The sequence below is a fragment of the Lewinella sp. genome, from assembly GCF_050633125.1.
In the GTDB taxonomy this organism is placed as follows: domain Bacteria; phylum Bacteroidota; class Bacteroidia; order Chitinophagales; family Saprospiraceae; genus Lewinella.
Genome location: NZ_JBOEFX010000007.1, coordinates 1 through 22173 on the forward strand (window position 1 = coordinate 1; position 22173 = coordinate 22173).

Genomic DNA, 22173 nt, shown 5'->3' on the forward strand with positions numbered 1-22173 from the left:
ACTAACAACCCATTACTACTCCTTCGGCTTTCCGACCCTCTGATGAACTCGATCAAGGATGATCCGAGGTACAGTGAATTTCAGCAGCAGCTGTTCCCGCCCAAATTGTTTAGCACAAAAAAGGGAGCTAAAAAAAGCAAAAAGGCCTTGCTGGATAAAGAAGCGACAGCCCAATATCAGAAAAAGCTACTCTCATACATAGAGGAGGAAGCACCGTATCTAAATTCTGACTTGTCGCTGCGCTCCATGGCGGAACACCTGGACTTGCACCCCAATCAACTCTCATGGCTACTCAATGAGTGCCTGGGCAAGAACTTCAGTGAGTTTATCAATCATTATCGGGTGGAGACTTTTAAGCGACTAGCCAAAGAGCCTGCCAATGCGCACATCACCTTATTAGGATTGGCTTATGAAAGTGGGTTCAACTCCAAAACGGTTTTCAACACCTACTTCAAGAAAGAGACGGGGCTTACGCCTAAGCAGTTTCTGAAAACGGGGTAATTCAAACCATATAAGTGCATCTTTTTTGAACCATAAAAGGGATTATAAGGGCATATAANNGTGCCTTTGGTGGTTCAAAACCCTCTCTCCTATTTACTAAATATTAAGTGCAAATCGTGTAAAAAGAGACAAAAGACATGAGTAAACATTTTCTTCTTCTGGCTTTGATAGCTTGGGCAACTTCCAGCTATAGCCAAGATCATTTATTGCAAAACGTCTACAACCGGACGACGATATCCCTGAATGGCGATTGGAAATACATTGTCGATCCGTATGAAAACGGCTATTACAATTATCGCTACGAACCCTTTGACCAGCAGCCCACTCCTTGGGCAAGTGCTTTTTTCTTGGATTCGAAGCCCAAAGATGCTTCCGATCTGCTAGAGTACGACTTTGACAAGATGGATAACCTTAAAGTTCCTGGCGACTGGAATACGCAAAAGGAGTCATTGTACTACTACGAAGGAACGGTGTGGTACAAGCAGTCGTTTGACTTTGATTTTTCTGCCAAAGGAAATCGTCTTTTCGTCTACTTTGAAGCCGCCAATTATCAAGCCGAGGTTTATCTGAATGGCACGAAATTAGGCACCCACATTGGCGGTTTTACGCCTTTCAATTTTGAAGTGACGGATATTGTAAAAGCGCAAGACAATTTCTTGATCGTCAAAGTAGATAACAAGCGCCTCAAAGACGGCGTGCCGACCCTCAACACGGATTGGTGGAACTATGGAGGCATTACCCGAGATGTAAAGCTCGTAGAAACAGCTGCTGCTTTTGTAGAGGATTACTTTATCCAACTGGACCCGCAGGACACCAAAAAGATAAAGGGTTACGTGCAAATAAACAGTAAGGATGCTGGTGCTCAAAAGCTTCAGCTCAAACTCCCTGACTTAGAGATAAATCAGCAACTTACAACCGATCAGGACGGCTACGTCGCTATAAATATTCCTGTTGAGGAGATTCGCTACTGGTCTTTGGAAGATCCTTTCTTGTACAATGTAGCTATCGAGACCGCCCAAGAGACGGTGAAAGATCAAATTGGTTTCCGGAGTATCCGTACGGAGGGTACACAGATTATGTTGAACAATAAGCCTGTTTACCTCAAGGGTATTTCCATCCACGAAGAAAGTCCGCTACGAGATGGCCGTGGTTATGCCAAAGAAGATGCCACACAGCTGTTGGAGTGGGCCAAGGAGCTGGGGTGCAACTATGTGCGCTTGGCGCATTATCCGCATAATGAACACATGGTGAGGTTGGCCGATCAGATGGGCATCCTGGTATGGGAAGAAAACCCCGTTTACTGGACCATCTCCTGGGACAATGAGAGCACCTATCAGAATGCAGAAACTCAATTATCTGAGCTGATTGCGCGCGATAAAAACAGGGCCAGCGTCATCATCTGGTCGATGGCCAATGAAACGCCTAATGTGCCTGCCAGAAATGTCTTCCTAAACAAGCTCGCAGCTTACACCAGAGCAAAAGACAATACTCGGCTGATCAGTGCCGCCCTAGAGCAAAAAAACTACCGGGGAGACCCTACGATCAGAACCATTGACGACCCCTTTGCCGAAGTGGTAGACATCCTAAGTTTCAACCAATACATCGGCTGGTATGATGGGCTGCCGGAAAAGTGTAAAACCATTACCTGGAAGATTGAAGAAGACAAACCTGTACTGATTTCTGAATTTGGCGCAGGAGCCAAAAAGGGATTACACGGTACCAAAGACGAACGGTGGACCGAAGAGTTCCAGGAAAACCTCTACGTAGAAACCTTGCAGATGATTGATAGGGTGGACAAAATCCAAGGATTCTCGCCGTGGATACTTGTGGATTTCAGGTCTCCTCGAAGAGTGCTGCCAGCCATTCAAGATGGCTGGAACCGAAAGGGACTCATCTCTGAAGAAGGGGAGAAAAAGAAGGCGTTTTTTGTTTTGCAGGCGTTCTATCGAAATAAAAACTAGCCTTAGTGACCAAGCTCACCTACTAAAAAACGACAGCCAAGAGGCAGGACCTCTTGGCTGTTCAAAACAATAAAACTTACAAAAGAAGACGGTCTAGGCCGTCTTCTTTTTTAGTGTCTTTACTTTAGCAGGCTTTTTTCCTTTGGAGTCGTTAGGCTTGGTAGCAGCTTTGAGTTTTGACTTCAATTTCTTTACCTCTGCTTTGTGCTTTTTTTCCAATTTAGATTGGCTTTTCTTAGCTTTTGCCAATGCACTTTTGAGTGACTTCAATTTCTTCTCTGCTTTCTTGAGTTTTTTGCTCATAACACAACTGGGTTAACTTTTATTAAACAATCAATTAACACAAAAGTAACACACGGTAAGCAAAATGGTTAGATTCCCATGTTAGGTTTCCTCTTTTACGGCAAAACTTAACATTGGAACACCGTAGAGGGCCTTTTTTAATGCCTTGGTGGGAATTTTCGACTTTTTAGCACCAATATTTCTTTTTTCTTCTATGATGAGAACGAATAATTTCCGTAGAATTAAGCTAAAGAAAAGTGACAAAACCTTATCTTTCCAACAACGCTAAGGTCATTACTTTGATTGACCTGGCTATTTGAATAACAAATCTCTCTGCGTATGAAAACTATTCCTTTTAGCACTCGCTTATTCTCCCTTTTCGTCTTGCTATCTTTGTTGAGCACCAGTCTGCTGGGGCAAAAACGCGCCATGCCTGACCAATGGATCGGATTGCATAATTTCTATTATCAAAATCGGGAGGAGATTAATCAATTCACTAGTGACTCCATTCTTTATTTGATAAGTAAAGACCATGATGCGGCCCTTTCTCTAGGGATGTATTATCGGGTAATCAAGGAGGATAATAGCTATCATCATTTTGATTTATTTGCCTTTGGTTTCACTAGGAAAGAAGACCTTAGAGTGGGCGAAAGAGTAGGTACTATGATTTATGAACCTACTAGTGGTACACATATCGAAACCACTGATATTCGTTTTGGTTACCGGCGAGGTAAAATGTTCCCACTGTTCAAGCGGTTAACGGCAGATGCAAGTGTAGGCGGCTACCCGGTTTATCAAAGAAAAAATACTATTCCTTTGACTAGTGCAGGGTTCCCACGTAGGGAAACGTGGCTAGGGATAGGTCTGAACATCCACTTGGGCTTGAATTTCCAGATTCACAAAAAAATCAACATTGGTTATAGCTTTGTTCCGGTAGCCGGGCAATGGTCTTGGTACGAAGAACGGGTACAAAACCCTGTACTGACCCAATCACAGCAAATAACCAGAAGTGCCCGCATGGATACCCAAGCCTTTGAATCAATGCTGGACTTTCGGAATATTAACATCAACTACACTATAGATGGAGAGGGTAAGTTTCGTAAAAAGAAAAGGCGTTAACTTGGTGAAGTTATCCCCTTTTATTTGAACCATATAAGGGATTGTAAGGGCATTTAAGTGTGTTTTTTTTTAATGAGCTTCTTATATGGTGCAAATCCCCCAAAAAACTATGACGATCAGAACAATAACATCTACTTTTTCCATGCATTCAGGAGACCATAACTTCTATGGTAAGGAGGTTGAATTTGTGGATAAGCTCTTGTTTAACTGCGAATCCATGGAGCGGGTGCCTTCGAGTAGTGTCGACCATGGTTTAGAAGAATTGTCCTTCACCAAGTATCAGCTTACCGGCAAGGTGGTCTTCAAGGGGGCTTATCTGCTTATTATTGACTGTCATATTAAGATTGGGGTTGTATTAAACAATGCCTTTCGTTCCGGCAATCATGTTTACATGGGCAACAACGAGATCGACCATAACAGCACCCTCCTAGGCGATACGTTAAGACTGACGGGCACCTTTATTTTCTCTCCTGTTCATTTCTGTGTATTCACCTTTAAGCGAAGTGAAAAAGAGCTCCCTATTGTTGATTTCAAATGGAAAGCGACTCGGTTTTTTCGCTACCTTTCTGCTGCTGATGAAGACCTTTCAGAAACACCCATTGACACGCTGCCCCAATCAAGCTTTGAAGAGATGGATGAATTGATTAGTAACCACAACATCGCTGATGATTTGAATGTCGTTGAGCTAACGTTGGTGAGCTCAGACCCGGTAGAGATTGATCAAAAATTTGTGGGAGTTAGCGGTTATTTTTCTTCTATCAACTGGATCACGCCGAGGAAATGGATAAAAAACTGCGGGGGAAGAATACTTTCAGGCGTGAAGGTGGATGATTGGTTTTATTATGACAAATACGGCATTGAAAAAACGGAAATTCATTACGAGCGGGATTAAGAGCGTGTGCCTGTAAATTGTCGGTGCGGAAGGCAGAGCCTGGAGCTCGGCGCACGGAGGAGCAGGACAAGGGATCGCAGCGGTATGCAATGCGCAGCACTGCATGAGAGCGAAGAGCCCGGTGCCGATCCCGTGCCGACTTTTCTAGTCGGCACGGGAGAAGGTATGGCCCCAAATCCCTATAAAAACCAGAACAATCAACTAAAAATCATAACCAATGAATAACAGGTTCATCACTCCTACCCTCTTAGTGCTGATAAGCCTTGGCTTTCTCTCTTGCGGCGGGGGAGCAGTAATTACCCATGACGCCTACCCCGATGTGCAAGTGGCGGGCGCCATGAAAAATGTGATGTGGAAAGGAGAATTGGCCGGTATTATCCGCTTGGAAGACATTGAAAACAAAGAAGGATTGTACGGCATCGGCCCTTTGAGTTACCTGCAAGGCGAACTACTGATTAATGATGGCCAGGCCTATGTTTCGAAGGTCGTATCTGATACTACTATGATGGTAGAAGCGACGTTTGACACAGAAGCGCCCTTCCTTGTTTATGGCAACGTTACGGAATGGCAAGCGCATGAATTGCCTGCGTCTATCACTAACAGCAAGGCGCTAGAAAACCACTTGGACACCCTCACTAAAAGCTATAAACGCCCTTTTGTATTCAAGTTAAAGGGGGAAGTGATGAGTGCCGATATTCACATCCAAAACTTGCCAGAAGGCAGTAAAGTGAGCTCGCCAGAAGAAGCCCACCAGGGGCAAACGAACTATAAACTAGGGCAAGAACAAGTAGAGATTATCGGCTTTTTCTCTACCGAACACCAGGGCGTTTTCACCCACCATGATTCCTTCATCCATCTGCACCTGATCACCGATGACAAAACCCAAATGGGGCATTTGGATGCGGTGGCATTTGAGGCGGAGAAGATGAAATTGTATTTGCCGGTGAAATAATGAATGCTAAACAAATGAAAAAGCCTACTCCTATCCTCGACCTCGTCCATAAGCTTCCGGAACTAAACGAACAGTTCCTGACGCTGATCAAAAGCTTAAGCGCAGAAGAGTGGCAGGTACAAACAGTGGCCAGCCAATGGAAAGTAAAAGACGTCGTGGCGCATTTGCTGGACGGCAACATCCGTATCCTCTCTATGCTGCGCGATGGCTACCAGGGAGAGACTGCCGAGATTGCATCTTACGAGGATTTGGTAGCCTATATTAATCGCCTGAATGCCGATTGGGTGAAGGCCATGAAGCGGGTGAGTCCGGAGATACTGATCCTCCTCCACGAGCTTACTGGCCCCTTGTACAATGCCTATTACGCTTCGCTAGATCCATATGATAAAGCCACTTTTTCGGTAGCCTGGGCCGGTGAAGAAGAAAGCAAAAACTGGATGCACATTGCACGGGAATACACGGAGAAGTTTTTGCACCAGCAGCAAATAAGAGATGCCGTGCAGCGACCGGGAATCATGACCAAAGACTTCTTTTTGCCTTTTGTGGAGGTTTGTCTAAAGGCACTGCCGCATACCTTCAGAGAGGTGCCCGCCACTGATGAAACTTGTATTAAACTGAGCATCCCTGATGAATGTGGAGGCAATTGGTACCTCTGTGCTCATCAGGGGCAATGGCAAATTGGCGAAACCGCCGCCAATACACCAGTAACGGAGGTAACGATTGCCGCAGAAGCTTTTTGGCAATTGGTATCGAAGAGTAAACGACATAGCGATCTCGAAGCTTCTATTCAGGTAAAAGGGAACCAATTGCTTGCAGAAAAAGTATTGTCAATGGTATCTTTCATCGCTTAAGCGATGATTTCTTATTTTCGCATATAGAAATTACCTGTTTTCTCTCTTTATTTCTGAACATAAAACCGCGCTCTATGAAAAGGTTAATCACCCTTGCCCTTGTTTTAGTATTTATACTCCCATTTTCCGCAGCTGCCCAAAGAAGCAAATGGCTCAAAAAGCAGAACGTGCGGGTGGCGACGACCTTCAACTATTACCCCGCAGTGGATGCTTTTACGTATTTCAGTGAATTTAGTCGAGAAGAAGATACACGCCTGATCCTGAGTTACCGTGAGCCCAATGCGGGCACCTTCAGAGTGGTGGGAAGCAGGACGACCGATTACGAAACCACGACGACCCTTCTTAGTCCATCTCAATTGATAAGTATTGGGGGCAGCGTTCAATTTGAGAATAGAGAGGGGATATTTCAAGAGCTGGCACTGACGAAGTTTGCGATTTCCAAGTCCTCATTTCGCCAGGATATTTATGTCTTTGACGACATGGGTAATACGATAGATCTCTACTTTACGGGTACAGAAGAGCGAATGGCAGCTTTTGCTTTTCGCTACGAGTTGGGCAAGTACTTTGGTAACCCCAAGTACGATATTTTACGATTTGGCGTAGCGGTGTCTATGGAACCATCGCTATATACTTTTAAGCGTACGCCCTACGACTCTGGCTCCTTCCCTTATCGAGGGCGGATTTTTGCGCTAGAGGCCTCACTGATACCAGTAGCTACCTTCAAGTTATCCAAGAAGGTATCACTCGACCTGAAAATCATTCCCAACCTTACGATTGCTTCCTTTGGGAGTATCAAGGCAGAAAACCCCATCCTTACCGAAGACCAAAAAGAAGGCTTCAGAGACTTTGAGCCACCGGCTTTGAATGTAGCTTACAGTATCCTGCTTCGCTACCAAATCCAAGAGGCCAAGCGTAGCCGAAGGAGGAAGCCTTGATTATTTTGCAAAGGTTTCAGGAAAATATTATTTTGCAACATCTTAGCATGACTTTAGCTTATGCATAGGGCATGTCTATGGAAATACACCTCCAAAACACATATATCATGTTATCTTCCGAAACCGCCGATGCGACACTGGATCGAGTAAAACTGCCCCTCACCTTTGATGTTTCTAAACTCCAGGAAGAAGTAAAGGCACTCCAATTATATAGCTACATTTATTATGATGTGCTGCCGCTGCGCTCTCCTGCTCACATGGTAGACCCTTCCTTACCGATACCGCCACCCGCCGATGATTACGCCGATGGCTCGTGGACCGATTGGATGGATACCGAACTTTTGAAAAAGTCGCCTTATTTGACGAGTGTTGTCGATTACTTCAAAGCGCATACTGATGTAACGCTGGTGCGACTGTTGCGACTGGCCCCACAGGCTACCGTCCGGGAGCATACCGATCCCACCTTGGGCTTACACATTGAACGGTCTGTCATTCGTCTCACCATTCCCGTTTTTACAAATGACCAAGTGGAGTTCTACCTCAATAACGAGATCGTCCCGCTTCTGGCTGGCGAATGTTGGTACCTACGTCTGACTGATCCCCACCGCATTAACAATAACAGCGAGGTGGAACGTATCAACCTCACCATTGATATGATCCCTAATGCCTGGGTGAAGGGGATGATCAATGGAGTTTAAGTTTTTTTGTTGTTAATTTTAAAATAAAAAAACTTTTAGTTAACTTTGCCTTATTCGGAGAATTCACGACCCTTTTCTCTGTTTAATCATAGGTCAATACCCCTGCAAGGTCAGCAGGAAAATCAGCGGTTTTTGTTTTTTGAAGCTGGCTACTTCCGAAAGGGAGTAGGTGGAGGAGGCATGCCTGTATCGCTTTAGGGCGAGGTAGGCGATGTGGCGACTCAGGCGGGGTGGGACCCCCAACCCTGGTTGGGGGAGTTATACCCCCAGCGTATTTTTGCTCCATTGGGGTACAAAAGAGCGACCTTAAAACCTCTTCATTTACACCTTGAAACTACCTCATCAGAGAACTCCCCGAGAGCACAAATTACTAGCAAAAAGCCAATTACATCCTTCACAAAGGAGCCAAAAAGTAGTTACGCTACAACTTAGGTTTACACAAAAAAGTCAAGTTTTACCCGCTAGCGCACAAGGGCCCATTTCTAAATACAACTTGTGGTCTATATGCGAATTAGGGCTATTGCCCACTAATTCATAACTTGTACTTTCTCCTCCCTTTATTCAGCGTAATAGATGATAACAAATAAGTTCCCAAGCCAGCTCGTACTTATCCTCTTGTACCTGCTATTTCTTTCTTCCTGCAAAGTCCAGGAAACAGACCTCCAACAGCAGCAGATTTTCATAAATGACCATCGCCAATTTGGCGTAAAGAATGCTTCCGGGAAGGTTATCATCAAGCCTATTTACGCAAAATTGTTTCCTTATTTTGACATCCACAAAATCTATTACGAACAAGCCGATAGCAGTATCCCTCAGCCCTATCCTTACTACATTGCCGAAAACGCTGATGGCCAACTAGGTATCCTCTCCGGCAATGGTCGCCTCGTCTTCGGTTTCATTACCGCGCATAGCCTGGAGATCGACCTGCCCACCAAAACGGTAGTGGTAGGCCAGCAGCAGGCCAATGCAACTACAGCCTATCAACTCTACTTTCTCAACGGCAGCCTTGCCGATACCAGCACCTATAGACGCATCGGCTATTTTGAAGACAACGAGTTGATCATCCTTGAAAAGCAACGCGACGAAGTCTACCTATGGAACATCGACACTCCTCAAAAACTTGGCCCTTATGACCACTTCAACCGCTGGGCACCTCACAATATGTTGGCCGTTCGCTACCAAAAACGCTGGGGCCTCATCACTTCGGTTGGCCAACCACTGCTCCCCATGGATTATACCCGTTTGTGGATAATGAACGATGAATACGCCAGCAGGAGAGCTTTCGTGCGTGCTGAAAAACCCGCAGGAGTAACTTTCATCGGCGGTGCTACCCTTGCCGATGGGCGGACCCAAATTCTGCTCGATGAAAACCTAAAGGAGTATTCCATAGACGTTCAAGCCGCTGGCACCCGGATAATTCCCAAGATTGATTAATTTGTACCCCACAAAAAATAATCCGTTTTAAAGTCAAAACTGAAGCCCGAAGCAACTAGGGTACTCTTATATTTTAATTATCAACAAACAAACCATCAAACTAATCAACTATGTCCACAAGAATTCTCCTTCCTCTCCTAGTACTCTTTTTTGTCTCCTGTAGCCCCCAAACTCCTGAGCAAGCTGCCGATACCGACGACGAAGTCGTCACCGAACAAGATTTCCAAATCTCCCTGGCGCAATGGTCGCTCCATCGTTCTTTTTTTGGTGGTGCTATCGATGATTGGGATGCTTTTGGACGGATGCTCGAGGAGTCACCTGACTCCCTATTACAAGGTGACCTCGACCCCATGGATTTTCCCACTATCGCTGCCAGTTATGGCGTCAATTCCATCGAGTTGGTCAATACCTTTTACTTTAGCAAAGCTCAAGACGAGGCTTACCTCACGGCCTTCCGCAACAAGTGCAAGGAAGCTGGCGTCACCGTCGGCCTTATCATGTGTGACCGCCTAGGCGACTTGGGCGATGCCGATGATGATGCTCGCCAAAAGGCCGTAGAAAATCACTATCCTTGGGTTGATGCCGCCCAATTCCTCGGCGCACACTCTATCCGGGTCAATGCAGCTGGTAGTGGTACCGCCGAAGAGGTAGCCGCCCATGCTGCGGCAGGTTTAGCTGCCCTAGGCACTTACGCCGCCACCAAAAACATCAACGTTATTGTCGAAAACCATGGTGGCTATTCTTCCGATGGAAACTGGCTGGCTGGCGTGATGCAAAAGGTAAACATGGACAATGTGGGCACCCTCCCCGACTTCGGCAACTTTTGCATAGAAAGAGGCCCCGAGTATGAATGCCTCAAAGAGTACGACCGCTACCAGGGGGTAACAGACCTGATGCCTTACGCCAAAGGGGTCAGCGCCAAAACCCACGACTTTAACGCCGCCGGCGAAGAAACTCATACCGACTTCCTACGCATGATGAAAATTGTTAAGGAAGCTGGCTACCAGGGATACGTCGGCATCGAATACGAAGGCCAGGAGTTGTCAGAAGACGAAGGTATCAAAGCGACCAAAGCCTTACTGGAAAAGGTCTTTCAGCAGTTGTAACAGGGCAGGCCGGTGCCGTATTGTACCTCTCCTTAGTTAGTAGAGAGTTTCACGACGGCACCGTCGCTACGTTGCAGGGCTCGTTATTCACTCGGCCAGTGGCGCTTTAGCGCACCACTGTCTGGTACCGCCATAGCGGCACCACCCTTCCACATCGCTCCTGCATTTTGTGGATACTAGTAGAGACAAATCCTCTATCATTCCAGCACCAATTTTTATTTACCTTAGCATTGCGCAGAAAATAAAGTGCTGTTCCTTAGAGAAACGAAAATACAGACCTCCTTATGAAGCCCAAAAAGAATACCTCCCGTCGGGAATTCATCAAAAATGGGGCGATTGCCTCCTCCTTTTTTATCGTTCCCCGGCATGTACTGGGTGGTGTGGGCTATACCGCTCCCAGCGATCAGCTGGTACTGGCAGCTATTGGTGCCGGCGGCAAGGGGCGGTCTGATATTTTGCGCGCCTCTGTCAATGGCCGAGAACGGGTGGTAGCACTCTGCGATGTCGACTTTTCAGGTTCAGCTGCTGCATCTGTAGAGCAGTTTCCTGATGCAAGGTTATACGCCGATTTCAGGGTGATGCTGGAGCAGGAAAAAGACATTGATGCCGTGACAATTTCTACCCCCGATCATGTTCATGGCCCGGCAGCAGCTTTCGCGATGGCCCGGAACAAGCACGTTTACGTACAAAAGCCCCTCACGCACAACATCCGCGAAGCACGCCTGCTGACCGAAATGGCCCGCCAGCAAAAAGTCGTCACCCAGATGGGTAACCAAGGGGCATCGAACCCCCTTTTGCAGTTGGTCCAACAATGGGTGGATAGCGGGCGGATAGGCAAAATTTCAAAAGTGCAGGTATGGACCAACCGTCCAGTGTGGCCACAAGGCATTGCGATGGCGGCCCCCGATGCCAGCAAAAAGCCAGCTGAACTGAACTGGGATTTGTGGCTAGGACCAGCACCCGAGCGCCCATACACGCCCGACCTACACCCCTTCAACTGGCGCGGCTGGTGGGATTACGGTACCGGTGCCTTAGGTGACATGGGCTGCCACCTTATTGATATTCCTTTCCGAACGCTGGGCCTCAAATATCCCACTTCGGCAGAATGCAGCATTGGGGCCATCTATTCCCGGATGTGGAACGCCGATTATTATCCGGAAGGTTGCCCGGCCTCTTCTTTCGTAACCCTCAAATTTAGCGCGACGAGCAAGAGTCAATCTCCTATCGAAATGACATGGAGCGACGGTGGTATTCGTCCCGCACACCCCGACATCATTCCTGCGGACGACGACATGGGCGGCCCAGGAAGTGCTAACGGCGTATTGATCATCGGCGAAAAAGGCCTCATTGCCACCAATGTCAACGACAGCTCGCCGCTGATGCCCAAACTTTACCTCAACGATGGCACTGTAGAAGTTGGGCCACAAACGGAAGAGGACATGGAACCCGAATATGGTCACCAACGCCTGTGGGTTGATGCCTGCAAAGCCGGATTTGGCAGTAAAGAACACCAGGGCCTCACCTCCTCCTTCGACTATGCCGGCCCCATGACCGAAACCGTATTGATGGGTAATCTCGCTATCCGCAGCTACCTTCTCCGGCGCGAAAACGCCGAAGGCGGCATGGACTTCTACGCCCGCAAAAAACTCCTCTGGGACGGCGAAAACATGCGGATCACCAACATGGAGGAAGCTAATCAATTTGTAGGGCGGCAGTATCGAGAAGGTTGGGAGATGTAGGAAAAGAGGTAGGCGTTTTTTACCATATAGACACATAGATTTTTTCAAAACAATCTTAACCCCGAAAAGGCAAGCTATGTGTCTATTTGGTGAAACCATCGCTGTAGGGCTACCAAGCCAAACTCAGGTAGAAATACCCTTGTATGCGTCCTTTCTTTTTGTGAATATTGGATTAGGTTTTGGCATGACAGCACTTGGAGGCGTGTCAATCGTATGATCGCACTGGTACGATTGGCGAAAAAATTAGGCGCGCAGGCCGTGAGGCCGGAGCGCGAGGCCCGGAGGGACTAAGGACAAGGGATGGCCGGAAGCGACAGCGACCAGACAGCCTGGTGCCGAGGAACGAAGGCATGGCCCCTGAAAAGCATAAGAGAATACAACCATATTCAATAAATAATACCGTTATGAAAAACACCGTACTGTCTTCTAATGACCCCGTCATTGACAAGTTGATGAAGAAGCTGGCGAAGGATAAGAAACTGGCCAATTTGTTGCTGGATTCTTTGGAAAAGGCCCGTAAGAAGGCTAAGAAAAACTTGGATGACCTGCTGTATAAGGCCCTGGACTGGCCCGTAAAACTGGAGACTTACCAGAAATACCTGGAGGAGTTTGCACGATGGATTCCACAACAAAGCACTGACCCGGCCTGGACCGCCCCTGGCACGGATGAACAGCAAGAGGTATACGATCGTTTATGCCATTTTTATTACCTGATTGACCAGCCAGTGGGCCCAAAAGATTCCGTAATTGTGCAGAATTTGCCTTGGTTTTCGAAGTGGCTCGTCGATTACGCCAACGATTGGGGCAGCTTCCTGGATTCTACGGATTCCTTCAATGATGACGTCCTAAATTCTTTTATCAAAGACTCGCCCAAATACGAGGTGGAGAACTCGATGGTCAACGGCAAACCCAATAGTCCGAGCGGGTGGTTGACATTTAATCAGTTTTTTGCCCGCGAGCTGAACCCAGGGCTGCGCCCGATTGCTGACCCCTTTGACAATACGGTGGTGGTGAGTCCGGCCGACTGTACCTACCGTGCACAATACCGCATTGGGCCAGACTCGACGATTGACCAAATAACCGTAAAAAAAACGCATAAGTACGCCAGTATCAAAGAATTGCTCAAGGGCAGCGACTATGCAGATGCCTTTGCTAACGGGCATTTTGCACACTACTTTTTAGGGCCTTATTCCTACCACCGTTTTCATCTACCGGTATCGGGTGTGGTAAAGGAATGCTACCCGGTGATGGGCAAAGTTTTTCTGGATGTAAACATTACGGACAATCAGTTTGACGCGCCCGATAACTCGGAGGGAGCGTACGAATTCTATCAGGCACGTGGTATTATCACCATAGACACAACGGATTCGCCTTATGGCAATGTCGGTATTGTAGCGGTGATTCCCATCGGGATGGCCCAAGTTTCCTCGGTACACATGACGGCTACGCCGGGCGCGGAAATGCTCAAAGGCGATGAATTTGGGTACTTCCTCTTTGGTGGATCCGATATTATTGTTCTCTTTCAGGATGGCATAGATGCACTGATCGGCGGCAGTACGGAGTACCATCGTTATGGTTCGGTGATTGCACATTGTACTGATTTGGATGATTTTTAGCGATTCTTAAATAGGGGGTTAGTATAAGGCTACCCCCCTGTTAATCACTATTTAATGCCAATACAGCACCCCCTTACGCTTCGGATAAAGAAGCCAAAACAGCTGTTTCCCGCTCTCGTACTGGCCATTGAATCAATAAATTTTTCTCATCTTTATGACATGACGTTTTGCATGAATTAGCAAACCCCGTCAATCAACAACAAACATCTACGTAAGGAATAATTACTACTTCTAGTCGCTGACAAACAGCAGGCTCAAGAGGTTGCTCTTTTCATTACTAATCCTACTTACGAGATGAAACAATCAACATTATTTATTTTAGGAATCTTCCTATTTGGTAGCAATTATGCACAAAACACGGTGGAGTACCATCTGGACTTCTCTACCTTCATGGGCGGAAACCACTTTGAACAGGCCCGCGATTTGGCAATTGATGCCGAGGGGAACATTTACATCACCGGTGGCACTTCTTCTGATGACTTCCCTACTACTCCAGGAGCTTACAATACAACTTATAACAATGCTGGCAGCGCAACTGTAGGCGGGTGGGGGCCAATGATGGTTTTTGTATCTAAATTTTCGCCAGAAGGAACACTTTTGTGGTCAACGCTATTGGGAGGCCCCAACTACGACCGGGCCTACGCTATAGAAGTAGACGACGATGGATACGTATACGTGGGTGGCCGAGCAGGCGACGATTTCCCAACCACGACGGGGGCATTCCAGGAAGAATTTGTACAAGGATCAAGCATCAACAACCTGTATGGTCACCAAAACGGATTTATTGCCAAACTCTCACCCGACGGCGCAGACCTCGTGTGGGCAACCTACTACGGAGGGGATAGTTTTGGTTTTTTTCGAGATATCGACATTGATGAGGATGGTTACGTATACGGCATCTTAAATGCCGTTCGCCTGGAACCTGCAGGAATATCCATCGATGCTTTTGACACCAGTCATAATGGAAGCTACGATATGGTTGCCGTAAAATTCAATCAGGACGTAAGTGCTGTGGAATGGGCAACATTCCTTGGTGGCTCGGGAGAAGATCGCGGTGGCCCTGCCGTACGAATAGGTACTGACAAAAGCGTATTTATAGGCGGGGCAACAAAATCTAACAATTTCCCTACCACTGCCAATGCCGTACAAACACAGCGCAATGGATCCAGTGATTTTTTCGTGACCAGAATTGCACCAGATGGAACCGATTTGATTTATTCTACTTACTTCGGCGGAAACAGTGATGAGTTTTCTGAGACCCACAGCCTACACGTTGATCACCTCAACCAAGCCTACGTTGCCTGTGGAACCCTGTCTACCGATATACCCACTACCTTAGGTGCTATCAAACCCACAAAAACGGACATCAATGATGTAGATGCTTTATTTTTCAAACTCTCTGCTGATGGCTCCCAACTGCTGGCATGCACCTACTTTGGTGGGCTCAACGGAGATAGCCCCGAAGGGTTGCGTGTTGACCAAGATCAAAATCTTTATGTGGGTGGAGGAAGTAATTCTGATGATTTGCCCGTCACGGCTGATGCTCCTCAGGCGCAGCTGGCGGGCGGGCACGATGGCTTTGTTGTAAAATTGAATCTTGATTTTTCAGAGGCTCTCTTTTGCAGCTACTACGGCGGAAGTGATGACGAATCTGTTCGTGCTTTTGGGCTTAGTGACAATGGTACGATTACCCTATCTGGACAAACTGCTTCAGAAGACTTTCCGGTTACAGCAGGAGCCTTTCAGCCGATGCATGCCAGCCCTAATGGCAACCAACCCGATAGCTACCTCGCTCAATTTGAAGCAGAAGAAGTTACGGCGCTTGAAGACCTTTTGATCAATTTATCAGCAAGCGTATCGCTATTTCCTAACCCTACAAGCAACAAAGTAAGTATTGCGACCAATGGGCAGAATATCAAAACGATGATGGTTATAGCTATTAGCGGCCAGGTACTGATGAAAGTCGAAAACATCAATGATGTTAGCCAAGTATTGGAAACCGACAGTCTTCCTAAGGGACAGTACTTTGTTAAAATCATCTTTGCCGACGAGACAGTGGTTGTTAAAAAATTGGCGGTGATAAATTAGAGGCTCTATCGTATATTACGAACTATCGTTTTGAACCATATTAGGGATTACAAGGGCATTTAAGAGGAGGTTTAACCTCGATACGCGATTACCCTCTCCCCTCTAAGGCCCGCGGATGCTTTAGCAAGCCGCGCGCGCCTGTGATCGTACCATTGCGTAATCGCACTGGTACGATCACCCCTCCTCTATTCCTACCAACCTCAATGCACGAGACTTTTGCCCGCTGAAGAAACTCTCAGGTGAAAAACACATCAGCGTCGGGAGGATTTCTAACGAAAGCCCTACCTTTATACCACACCACCTTTCATCCATAATGACCATAAATACGATTGACGATGTCATTGCTACTTTGGAACTCATCATACAGGAATCCGAGACCAATGATAGTACCCAAGGCTACTTTGCAGCTCTTTACTTAAAGGTTACCCGGCAGGTCAAAGCGGGTATTATTGCTGGCGACTTTCAGGATAATGCCCGGATGGAGCAGCTGGACGTTACCTTTGCCAAGCGGTACATTGATGCTTACTTTGCCCACCAACAAGGCAAGGCTATCAGTCAATCCTGGCAAGCGGCATTCGCGATGGCCGATAGATATTGGCCTATTGTTATCCAGCATTTGCTCAGCGGCATGAATGCGCACATAAATCTGGATCTGGGCATTGCTTCGGCCGAGGTGATGAAGGGGCAAGACATTCAGGGACTGCACACCGACTTTAACCGTATCAATACCATTTTGGCGGGGCTTGTCAATCAAGTACAGCAAGAACTGGCCGCCATTTGGCCTACGCTCCACTGGATACTCCGTAAAACCAACCGTATCAATAAATTCCTCACCGACTTCAGTATGGAAGCTGCCAGAGATGGAGCTTGGCGTTTCGCAAGCACCCTCGCTCATACTCCTAATGATCAATGGACAGCCTCCATTCAAGATCGAGATGCCAGAGTAGCACGAAATGGCAACCTCATTAGCCAACCTGGGTGGATTATCAGCCTTGCTTTGAAAATCATCCGGCTGGGAGAAAGAGGTACCATTCGGCAAAAGATTCAGGGACTGAATAGTTAGCTGGACTTTCAGCATTTTCACGGTAGTCCAGCTTAATTCCTCTACCGGAATTCATGGAGTTTTAACCTACCTTTTTTCAGGGGTAACGTATAGCAAGGAGTCTTCTAATTTTGAAGTTCAAACCTAAAAAATTCCCCTATGAAGTATTTTACCCTATTACTCTTTTCTTTTTCCTGCTATTTCCTCCAGGCCCAAGATTGCGCAGCCGGATGGGCGTATTACCAAACCGTAAGCATCGACAATAGCCTGGGCGGCAACCTTACCGATTACCAGGTAGCCATTGAGCTCAATACCGCTGCCCTTGTAGCCGATGGCAAAATGCGCACCGATGGTGCCGACCTGCGCGTATATACCACCGATTGTACCTTACTCCCTTTCTGGGGCGATAGCTTGGGGCTCAATACTGCTACCAAGGTATGGGTGAAAATTCCGAGTATTGCCGCAGGTGCTAGTATGGAGGTACAAGTTTACTATGGCAAAGCTGATGCTACTTCGGCTGCCGATGGTGACAATACGTTTATCTTCTTTGATGATTTCTCTTCAGGAACCGTAGATCCTGCAAAATGGGAAACAGTTGGAGAATTCGCTACCCTTGAGGTTATTAACGGAAGCCTCAACTACAGTAGCACTGGTAATTCTCAAGCATCACGGTTTAAATTTGCCCGTACGGTACCCGTTTTCTCCGAAGAAGTGATTTTTGACTACGTAGGAGCGGTTTCCAACTCCAATGGTTTTGGTTTTAGCAGTAATGCAAATACAGAAATCGAACGCATACTTTTCCGCCAAGGTGCCGCTGGCTTTGATACCCTTGGCCAAGTGGCCGTAATGATGGATACGCTTGATAATGGTTACCAATCAGAAGTATATCCCCTTTTACGTTTTGATCGTAATTTATTCAATACAGCCTCAATCACTGTTGGTATCAACGAGGATGACTATCTCCAAGTTAATCGCTTTGCGAATGTTGGTTTGGGAACAGAAAACGTTACCCCTTTAATTGTTAATCAAATTGAAGGAATGACTGGTTTTCACTTCATCATGTCTACTTTCTCCTTCACACCGGCTATTTACCTCAACAATATCCGCGTTCGCCAACATACTGCTACCCCTCCGGTAAGCTCCAATGGCGCGGAAATTTTCCTTGACCCTAGTAGCCTGACCTCCTTGATTGACCCTAGCCGCGTGCAGGTATTTCCAAACCCAACTACCGAACAGAGCCAAATCAGCATTGATTACCAAGAGCCGGTATCGGTGCAAGTCTTCAACGCGCAGGGCCAACAACTGAACAACTTGAGTATTCGCCTCAATCCTGGTGAATCTGCTCCCCTAACAACCTCACAATTACCTGCAGGGCTCTACCTCCTACAATTCAATCGCTCATCGGATGGTGCGCTGTTGCATGCGCATTCATTGAGTGTAATCAAGTAATTAGAGATGTCCCCAAAAGTTTCAGCGTAGTGAAAGTGGAAAGATTCGATCTTCCTGCTTTTAACGCTATCGAAAAATCCCAAAAAATCAATGCAGTTATTGATGTACCCGGAACACGGCAACGTGCTTCGGGTATTTTTTTGACCTATATCTTACTTTTTGTTAAGAGCTTGTTTGGAAATTTTGCTTCCTAATTCGGGATATTTGTTTTTTACCAAATGAAATTTCCAAACAAGCTCTAAAATCCTGTCAACGAATCTGACGTTATAGGACAGCACGAAAACCAATTGAACATTCGTTTTTCAAATAATTGACTAAGCGATTCATTTCAAGCGTGTTAACTATTTGAAAAACTTAGAAGAAGGTGCAATTGGTTTTTTGCGCAATATTGACATTGGTGTGCCGAAAAATCTGCATTTTTGCAAAAATGATATTTCTCTAACTATGCGAATTATAACTACGCTTTTATTCTTAGCCTTCTCCTTGACAATTTGGGCCCAAGAGGGCTTTGAAATCAAAGTAAGCATCAACGGTTACCAGCAGCAAGAACTCTACCTTGCGTATTACCTCGGCGACAAGCAATACATTCAGGATACCGTGGTAAGAGCCGATGATGGCAGCTATACCTTCAGCGGCGAAGAAGCACTAGAAGGGGGCATTTATCTGGTCGTGATGGCACCCGATAATCAGTTTTTCCAAATTTTAGTTGATGACAACAACCAACGATTCAGCCTTACAACAGCAATGGGAGAAACCCAGTTGGAGAACACCCAATTTACCAACTCACCAGATAATCAAGACTTTTACGAATACCTCCTCTACCTCGCCGATCAACGAACGGAAGGTGACGAGTTTCAAAAGACCTTAAGTTCGGAAAATGCTTCAGAAAAGGATAAAGAAGAAGCAAAAATGGCCCTTGAAGGACTGAGTGACAAGGTGCTGGCTTATCAGAACAAATTTATTGCTGACCACGCTGGCAGCCTACCCGCAGCCATCATCGAGGCCAACCTGCCTACTGATTTCCCCGAATTTACCGGCACAGAAGAAGAGATCAACAATAAGAAATGGCGCTGGATGCAAAAGCATTATTTCGACAATATCAATCTTGGTGACACGCGCATGCTTCGTACGCCTTTCCTCTTCCAAAGGGTAGATTATTTTGTACAAAAGCTGCATGTTCAGCACCCCGACAGTATCGCTATTGCTGTTGATTTTGTTTTGGAAAAAATGCAGCCCTCAGAAGACAACTTCAAATTTTACCTGATCCATTTCCTGAACTTCTACGCCGCTTCTAAATTTGTAGGGATGGACGCCGTCTATGTTCACTTGGTAGACAAATACTACGCCGTGGGGCTCGCTCCCTGGACCGAGCAGGAACAATTGGATAAGATTGTTGACAATGCCAACCGCCTGCGACCTCTACTTATCGGTGAAACAGCCCCCGACCTGCTGATGGAACGCCGCGATGGCAGCAAAATCAGCCTATCAAGTGTAGATTCCCCCTACACTGTGCTCTACTTCTGGCGGTATGATTGTGGCCATTGTAAAAAATCAACGCCTATCTTGGCGGAATTCTATCAAAAATTCAAAGACCGTGGTGTAGAAATTTTCGCTGGCTGTGCCAAGCTTCGTGATGAAGTGCCCGAATGCTGGGACTATATCGATGAAAATGAGATCGGTGAATGGATCCACGTTGTAGATCCCTATGGTCGTTCTCGTTTTATGACGACCTACGACCTGAAGACCACCCCGCAAATCTACGTGCTGGATAAAGACAAAAAGATCATCTCCAAGCGCTTGGGTGCAGAGCAATTGGAAGAACTGTTCAACCGTCTTTTGGAGGAAGAGACGCTTGAGATTGAACGGAGTAAATAATACGAGGTTTCACCTCGTCGTACTGGGTACTGGGATTTAGCTCCGCTGATCCTTGTACCTAGTACTAAGTACCTTCTACTTTTTTGCCCTCCTAACCAGTTCCTTCTTCAACAACCGGAGGTACATTTTATTCATTTTACCAACGATATAAGCAGAAGACGAATCAGGAATATTCATGCTCTGCAAGAGAAAATTGGCGCGATCCGAATCCATTGGGCTAAGGCAAGATCAACAATGCAATATAATCCGTATAGTCCACTACCCTACTGATAGGTATAGGTGTAATAAGGTTATACCATTCGATGAACGGTGTTGCCAAAGGCGTTTTCCAAAAAAGGAAAAACAACGCACTCCCTAAAACAGCTCGTTCTTTCAAACGAGGAAACACATAAGCGAGGCAGAGCGGCAGCAAAATAAGCCCGGCAAAATCTGACAATTTCCCCGTAAGAGCATTGGCGTAAATAGCTTTCCAAAAATGATCATTTAGTACCAGCACCATTAACGCAAACAGAAAAACATAATTGAGCAAAAGCGCGGCCCGAAATTTTGTAGGCAAAATATTTTCTGGTGTTTTCATACAACATATATGCTTTTCAAAAGGTTACGCAAATGGTTTTGATCGAACAGCAACAAGCTACTTCCTATTGCTATTTTGGAACAAAATATTCCTACTTACTTACAAGCAGGTCCATCAAGTTAATTACAGTTGATGAGCTTTGTTACTTCTCTTTCATCGAACGTCTAAATGTCCTACCTTTAGGGGCAATAAACTAAAACTTATTATGAAACAATCAATGTACGGGCTACTCGTAGGACTCTTATTCACGGGTTTTGCCTTATCCGCTCAGGTTTTGGACCAGGGCAACTTTATGATCGGCTCTACGGTCGGATTCTCTGTTGCGCAATCCAGCATCAAATTCCAGTCGACCAATACAGACGACGAAGGCGACGGGCCTTCATCTGCACAGTTTACGCTGGCACCCAATGTCGGTTACTTTCCGGTCGACAACTTCGTCTTAGGCCTTGGCATGAACTACACTTTTAGTAGTATTGACGAGCCTAATCAGGATCGTAACGAAGACAGCAACCTGCTTTTTGGTCCGTTCATGCGCTATTATTTCCCTCTAAATGACGACACGGCCTTATTTTTCCAGACCGATTTCGGCTTTGGTAATGCTTCCGATGATTTGCTGATTGCAGGCCAGCGTCAAAAGATCACCTCCAACATTTTTGCTTTGGGTATTGGACCAGGCTTTACCATCTTCTCCGATGCAGCCATTGGCATTGAGGCATTGTTCAAGTACAACTTTGCCCGTTCTTCCTTTGATACAGATATCGGCGGAATCGTAACAGAAACCACCACCCGCACCAATCAGTTCGACCTTTCCATTGGTGTACAGTTTTACTTTGGTGGGGTACAAAAAGTGGGTACCAGCAGCGGCAACACACGTCCGACACCAGCACGCCCAGGGTTCTAGTGCCCCCCAGTCGCCGCTTATTGGTGCTTGGGCGAGGAACTCACCACGAAGTAGCTGCGAAGCAAAACCGGAGTGTAGCCGTAGCTACATGAGGATTTCAGAGACGAAGCACAGGTGCAAATAAGCAAGGCTTGGGTGTAATAGAACACGGGGTG

At 46.4% G+C, this 22173-nt stretch carries 19 protein-coding genes; 17 read left to right on the top strand and 2 right to left on the bottom strand.

Translation table 11 applies throughout. The annotated features are described in order from the left end of the window. Both ACRBG0_RS01190 and ACRBG0_RS01195 read left to right on the top strand, forming a co-directional pair. On the top strand, positions 1-501 hold a 501-nt coding region (locus ACRBG0_RS01190), incomplete at its 5' end, for a helix-turn-helix domain-containing protein (RefSeq protein WP_431485107.1). Between the two features lie 137 nt (positions 502-638). Next, a complete protein-coding gene (locus tag ACRBG0_RS01195) occupies positions 639-2462 on the top strand; it encodes a glycoside hydrolase family 2 protein (RefSeq protein WP_431485108.1) in 1824 nt (607 codons plus the stop codon). A gap of 93 nt (positions 2463-2555) precedes the next feature. On the opposite strand, the gene ACRBG0_RS01200 is transcribed toward ACRBG0_RS01195, so the two are convergent. Next, complete coding sequence (locus ACRBG0_RS01200) at positions 2556-2765, bottom strand: hypothetical protein (protein WP_431485109.1); 210 nt, start codon at positions 2763-2765, stop codon at positions 2556-2558. Between the two features lie 318 nt (positions 2766-3083). Between ACRBG0_RS01200 and ACRBG0_RS01205 the strand changes: the two genes are divergently transcribed. From ACRBG0_RS01205 to ACRBG0_RS01270, 14 genes are all read left to right on the top strand, one after another. Continuing rightward, positions 3084-3863 carry a hypothetical protein gene (locus ACRBG0_RS01205; protein ID WP_431485110.1) on the top strand — a complete coding sequence of 260 codons (780 nt, stop codon included), beginning with the start codon at positions 3084-3086 and terminating at the stop codon, positions 3861-3863. Positions 3864-3972: 109 nt separating this feature from the next. Continuing rightward, positions 3973-4755: a hypothetical protein gene (locus ACRBG0_RS01210; protein ID WP_431485111.1), complete on the top strand. Its 783-nt coding sequence runs from the start codon at positions 3973-3975 to the stop codon at positions 4753-4755. 217 nt (positions 4756-4972) lie between these two features. Next, positions 4973-5707 (top strand): acetolactate decarboxylase, encoded by a 735-nt coding sequence (locus ACRBG0_RS01215; protein ID WP_431485112.1) that lies wholly within the window; start codon positions 4973-4975, stop codon positions 5705-5707. A gap of 14 nt (positions 5708-5721) precedes the next feature. Beyond that, positions 5722-6558, top strand: a complete 837-nt coding sequence (locus ACRBG0_RS01220; protein WP_431485113.1) for a maleylpyruvate isomerase N-terminal domain-containing protein — start codon at positions 5722-5724, stop codon at positions 6556-6558. A gap of 74 nt (positions 6559-6632) precedes the next feature. Further along, complete coding sequence (locus tag ACRBG0_RS01225) at positions 6633-7493, top strand: hypothetical protein (RefSeq protein ID WP_431485114.1); 861 nt, start codon at positions 6633-6635, stop codon at positions 7491-7493. Between the two features lie 107 nt (positions 7494-7600). Next, positions 7601-8191, top strand: coding sequence for an aspartyl/asparaginyl beta-hydroxylase domain-containing protein (locus tag ACRBG0_RS01230; RefSeq protein WP_431485115.1), 591 nt, complete (start codon positions 7601-7603; stop codon positions 8189-8191). A 573-nt stretch (positions 8192-8764) separates the two neighbouring features. Further along, entirely contained in the window at positions 8765-9625 is an 861-nt protein-coding gene (locus tag ACRBG0_RS01235; protein WP_431485116.1) for a hypothetical protein, read from the top strand. A gap of 110 nt (positions 9626-9735) precedes the next feature. After that, on the top strand, positions 9736-10731 hold the full coding sequence (locus tag ACRBG0_RS01240; RefSeq protein WP_431485117.1) for a sugar phosphate isomerase/epimerase family protein: 996 nt from the start codon (positions 9736-9738) through the stop codon (positions 10729-10731). A 284-nt stretch (positions 10732-11015) separates the two neighbouring features. Then, entirely contained in the window at positions 11016-12470 is a 1455-nt protein-coding gene (locus ACRBG0_RS01245; RefSeq protein WP_431485118.1) for a Gfo/Idh/MocA family protein, read from the top strand. 404 nt (positions 12471-12874) lie between these two features. Beyond that, positions 12875-14086, top strand: coding sequence for a phosphatidylserine decarboxylase (locus ACRBG0_RS01250; protein WP_431485119.1), 1212 nt, complete (start codon positions 12875-12877; stop codon positions 14084-14086). 294 nt (positions 14087-14380) lie between these two features. Next, positions 14381-16174 (top strand): SBBP repeat-containing protein, encoded by a 1794-nt coding sequence (locus ACRBG0_RS01255; RefSeq protein ID WP_431485120.1) that lies wholly within the window; start codon positions 14381-14383, stop codon positions 16172-16174. Between the two features lie 313 nt (positions 16175-16487). Continuing rightward, positions 16488-17237: a DUF5995 family protein gene (locus ACRBG0_RS01260; RefSeq protein ID WP_431485121.1), complete on the top strand. Its 750-nt coding sequence runs from the start codon at positions 16488-16490 to the stop codon at positions 17235-17237. A 138-nt stretch (positions 17238-17375) separates the two neighbouring features. Continuing rightward, positions 17376-18665 carry a DUF2341 domain-containing protein gene (locus tag ACRBG0_RS01265; protein WP_431485122.1) on the top strand — a complete coding sequence of 430 codons (1290 nt, stop codon included), beginning with the start codon at positions 17376-17378 and terminating at the stop codon, positions 18663-18665. A gap of 444 nt (positions 18666-19109) precedes the next feature. After that, positions 19110-20540, top strand: coding sequence for a thioredoxin-like domain-containing protein (locus ACRBG0_RS01270; protein WP_431485123.1), 1431 nt, complete (start codon positions 19110-19112; stop codon positions 20538-20540). A gap of 217 nt (positions 20541-20757) precedes the next feature. On the opposite strand, the gene ACRBG0_RS01275 is transcribed toward ACRBG0_RS01270, so the two are convergent. Next, on the bottom strand, positions 20758-21117 hold the full coding sequence (locus tag ACRBG0_RS01275) for a hypothetical protein (RefSeq protein WP_431485124.1): 360 nt from the start codon (positions 21115-21117) through the stop codon (positions 20758-20760). Between the two features lie 205 nt (positions 21118-21322). Here ACRBG0_RS01275 and ACRBG0_RS01280 point away from each other — a divergent pair, with 205 nt between their 5' ends. Then, positions 21323-22018, top strand: coding sequence for an outer membrane beta-barrel protein (locus tag ACRBG0_RS01280; protein WP_431485125.1), 696 nt, complete (start codon positions 21323-21325; stop codon positions 22016-22018). Positions 22019-22173: the final 155 nt, after the last annotated feature.